Here is a 3,609-nt window from a genome sequence, read left to right on the forward strand (position 1 = left end):
GGCGGCGCCACGGGGCCGTCCGCCTGCAGGGCCATCTCAGGCGCGGGCCCGGACGATGTCGGCCGAGGGCGTCAGCCGGTCGGCGTACATGGTCACCATCTGCGCCAGCTGCGCCTCGCCCGGGCAGGCGGGGATCGAGGCGATGGCGCCCGACAGGATGTCCTTCAGGCGGCTAACGGCGCCGTGCACGCCCAGCTGGGTGACGGCGTTGGGGCGGCCGTGCAGGTCGTCCTGGCCGGCGGGCTTGCCCAGCGCGGATTCGTCGTAGAGCGCGTCGCGCAGGTCGTCGGCCACCTGGAACGCCTCGCCGATGCGGGCGCCGAGCTCGTACCACGGCTCGGCCTCCTGCCCGGCGGCGACGGCGCCCATCTGCGTGGCCGCGATGAACAGCGCCCCGGTCTTCGAGCGGTGGTAGGCCGAGAGGTCGATCTGGTCCTCGCTCTCCCACCCCTGGCCGGCGCAGATGCCGTGCGGCATGCCGGTCTGGCGCGCCAGCAGCGACACAAGCTGGATCGCGCGGTCCGGCGCGTCGCCCGAGGCGCGGGCAAGCACATCGAAGGCCAGAACGATCAGCGAATCCCCCGCCAGCACGGCGAGCGGCTGCGAATAGGCACGGTGCACGCTGGGCTTGCCGCGCCGCAGAGCGGCGTCGTCGAAGCACGGCAGGTCGTCGTGCACGAGGCTGGCGCAATGGATCAGTTCCAGCGCGGCGGCCGCGGCATCCGACAGGCCGGGGCGGTCGTCGCCGCAGGCCATCGCGACCGACAAAAGGATGGTCGGGCGGATACGGGCGCCGCCGGGCGTGCAGGCGTAATCGAGCGCCTCGGACAGGCGGGCGGGCGCCGGGCCGGCGCGGCCCCGGGCGATCGCGCGGGTCACCGCGGTGTCGATCCTTGCGTGCAGTCCCATGGGTGTCCCCTCGCGCTGTCAGGCAAGCTGTCATTATTTTCGGACAGCCATGTGTAAATCACACTGGACAGTCGGCGGCGTCGAGTCAACTATCGAGGCATGGTTTCTCTGCCGGCCCAGCACTCTGCCTTCAGCCGCCGCGGCCCGGTCGTGGTGATCGGCGCTGGCATCGGCGGGCTGGCCGCGGCGCTGCGTCTGACCGCCGCCGGGCGCGACGTGACGGTGATCGAGGCCGCCGATGCGCCCGGCGGCAAGATCCGCCAGGCGCCCCGCGCGGCGGGCGGCGTCGATGCCGGGCCGACGGTGCTGACCCTGCGCGCGGTCTTCGACGAATTGTTCGCCGCCGCGGGCGCGGAGCTGGACGACCACGTAACCTTGCACCGGCAAGAGATCCTCGCGCGGCACTGGTGGCCGGGCAGCGGCCCGCTGGACCTGTTCGCCGATGCGGGTCGCAGCGAGGCCGCCGTGCGCGCCTTCGCCGGGCCACGCGCGGCGGACGAGTTCCGCGCCTTCAACGCGCGCGCGAAGACGCTGTTCGACGGGTTCCGCGCACCGGTGATCGAGTCGGCCGTGCCCGAGCTGTCCGCGCTGGTCCGGACGGTGGCCGCGCGCCCTGCCCTGTTGCGCGCCATGGCGCCGGGTCGCAGCCTCGACGCGGTGCTGCGCCGCGACTTGACCGATCCGCGGCTGCGGCAATTGTTCGGCCGCTACGCCACCTATGTGGGCGGCTCGCCCTATCGCAGCCCCGGTCTGCTCGCGCTGATCTGGCAGGCCGAGGCCGGCGGCGTCTGGGCGGTCGAGGGCGGCATGCACGCGCTGGCGCGCGCCATCGCCGCGCTGATCGAGGCGCGCGGCGGCCGCATCCGGCTGAACGCGCCGGTTGCGCGAATCCTGACCGACAGCGACGGCGTGACCGGCGTTGCGCTGGCCGGCGGCGCGGTTGTGCCGGCGGCGCACGTGATCTTCAACGGCGACCCGCGCGCCCTGCCCCTGGGTCTTCTGGGCAGCGGCATCGCCGACGTCGCGCCCCGCACCCGCGACGCCCCGCGCAGCCTGTCGGCGCAGGTCTGGGCCTTTGCCTCGGCCATCGATGGCCCTGCACTGACGCATCACAACGTGTTCTTCTGCGCCGATCCGCGCGCCGAGTTCGCGGCGCTCGAGCGTGGCGAGACGCCCGACGACACGACGCTGTACCTCTGCGCGCAGGATCGCGGCTTTGGCCGCCCACCCCCTGCCCGCGAGCGGTTCGAGATCATCCTGAACGCGCCGCCGCTGACCGGCGGCCGGCCCGACCCCGAGGAGTTCGAGCGATGTCACACGCGGACCTTCCAGACGCTGAGGCGCTTCGGCCTGACCTTCGCCGACAGCCCGGATCGGGCGGCGCTGACGACGCCCGACCAGTTCGACGCCCGCTTTCCCGGCAGCGCCGGATCGCTCTACGGGCAGAGCCCGCATGGGATGACGGCGGCGCTGGCGCGGCCGACGGCGCGGACGACGGTGCCGGGGCTTTGGCTGGCGGGGGGCGGCTGCCATCCGGGCGCGGGCGTGCCGATGGCGGCGCTCTCCGGCCGGCACGCGGCCGAGGCGATCTTGAAGGACCGAACTTCCACCTTGCCGTCTCCCCGGACGGCTACGCCTGGTGGTATGTCGACGCGATTTCGGATTGCGGCACGCGCGCCCTTTCGGTCATCGGGTTCATAGGCTCGGTCTTTTCGCCCTGGTACGCATGGTCGGGCCGGCGCGACCCGGAAAACCACGTCTGCCTGAACGTGGCGACCTACGGGCCCGGCGGGCGCTTCGCGATGACCGATCGCGGCCGCGCGGCGCTGCGGCAGGACCCGCGGCGGATCGACATCGGGCCGTCCTCGATGACGTGGGAACGCGGCGCGCTGGTGATCGACGTGGACGAGATCGGCGGACCGCCGCTGTTCGGCCGCATCCGGGGCCGCATCCGCGTGACGCCCGACGCCATCACCGGGGTCGAGCTGCCGCTGACGCAGGACGGCGCGCATGTCTGGCGGCCCTTCGCGCCCAGCGCGCGGGTGGCTTGCACGCTGGAGGCGCCGGGCTGGCAATGGCGCGGACACGGCTATTTCGACGCCAACTTCGGCACCCGCGCGCTGGAGGCGGATTTCGACCGCTGGACCTGGGGGCGCTTCCCGGCGATGGGCGGTGCGACGTGCTTCTACGACTCGCGGCGCCGCGACGGCAGCACGCTGGCGGCGGGTTTCCACTTCGACGCGGGCGGGCGGGCGCATGCGATCGCCCTGCCCCCGCAGCACCGGATCCGCCGGTCGCTGTGGGGCGTTCGACGCGAGACGCGTGGCGATGCCGGCAGCACGCCGCGCCAGGTGATGGGCATGCTCGACGCGCCGTTCTACACGCGGTCGATGGTGCAGACTGTGCTGGACGGCGAACGCACCATCGGCGTGCACGAGGCGCTGGACCTGCGACGCTTCCGGTCGGGGCTGCTCAAGCCGATGCTGGCCTGTCGGGTGCCGCGCCGGGCGGGCTGGACCTTCGGGCTGTAGCGCCTACTCGGCCGGCTGGGCGCCACCGGCGCGCGCCACCTCGGGGTTGAGCCGCCAGACCGCGCCGTTGAGCGCACCGGCGATCGTCACCCACAGAAGGTACGGCGCGAAGAGCGCGCCGGCGATCCAGTCGACCTGCCACAACGCCACCATCGCAGCGGCCACAGCC

General features: G+C 73.4%; 4 protein-coding genes. 2 read left to right on the forward strand and 2 right to left on the reverse strand.

Annotated elements, in window-relative coordinates:
• Positions 1 to 36: 36 nt before the first annotated feature.
• On the reverse strand, positions 37 to 909 hold the full coding sequence (locus ACFDTC_RS14580; protein WP_375259614.1) for a polyprenyl synthetase family protein: 873 nt from the start codon (positions 907 to 909) through the stop codon (positions 37 to 39).
• 99 nt (positions 910 to 1,008) lie between these two features.
• Between ACFDTC_RS14580 and crtD the strand changes: the two genes are divergently transcribed.
• Together crtD and crtC are read left to right on the forward strand one after the other, a co-directional pair.
• Positions 1,009 to 2,610: a 1-hydroxycarotenoid 3,4-desaturase CrtD gene (crtD, locus tag ACFDTC_RS14585; RefSeq protein WP_375259615.1), complete on the forward strand. Its 1,602-nt coding sequence runs from the start codon at positions 1,009 to 1,011 to the stop codon at positions 2,608 to 2,610.
• Entirely contained in the window at positions 2,565 to 3,440 is an 876-nt protein-coding gene (crtC, locus tag ACFDTC_RS14590) for a carotenoid 1,2-hydratase (RefSeq protein ID WP_375259617.1), read from the forward strand. The genes crtD and crtC overlap by 46 nt, the downstream gene beginning before the upstream one ends.
• Positions 3,441 to 3,443: 3 nt before the next feature.
• Here the strand turns inward: crtC and ACFDTC_RS14595 are convergent, their stop codons facing one another.
• Positions 3,444 to 3,593, reverse strand: coding sequence for a tryptophan-rich sensory protein (locus ACFDTC_RS14595; RefSeq protein ID WP_375259618.1), 150 nt, complete (start codon positions 3,591 to 3,593; stop codon positions 3,444 to 3,446).
• Positions 3,594 to 3,609: the final 16 nt, after the last annotated feature.

This window comes from Citreimonas sp. (assembly GCF_042096055.1).
In the GTDB taxonomy this organism is placed as follows: Bacteria; Pseudomonadota; Alphaproteobacteria; order Rhodobacterales; family Rhodobacteraceae; genus Citreimonas.

What these genes read in the sequence shown, in the direction of transcription:
- ACFDTC_RS14595 (WP_375259618.1), bottom strand. Translation starts at nt 3,593, where the DNA reads ATGGTGGCGTTGTGGCAGGTCGACTGGATCGCCGGCGCGCTCTTCGCG.
- ACFDTC_RS14580 (WP_375259614.1), bottom strand. Translation starts at nt 909, where the DNA reads ATGGGACTGCACGCAAGGATCGACACCGCGGTGACCCGCGCGATCGCC.
- crtD (WP_375259615.1), top strand. Translation starts at nt 1,009, where the DNA reads ATGGTTTCTCTGCCGGCCCAGCACTCTGCCTTCAGCCGCCGCGGCCCG.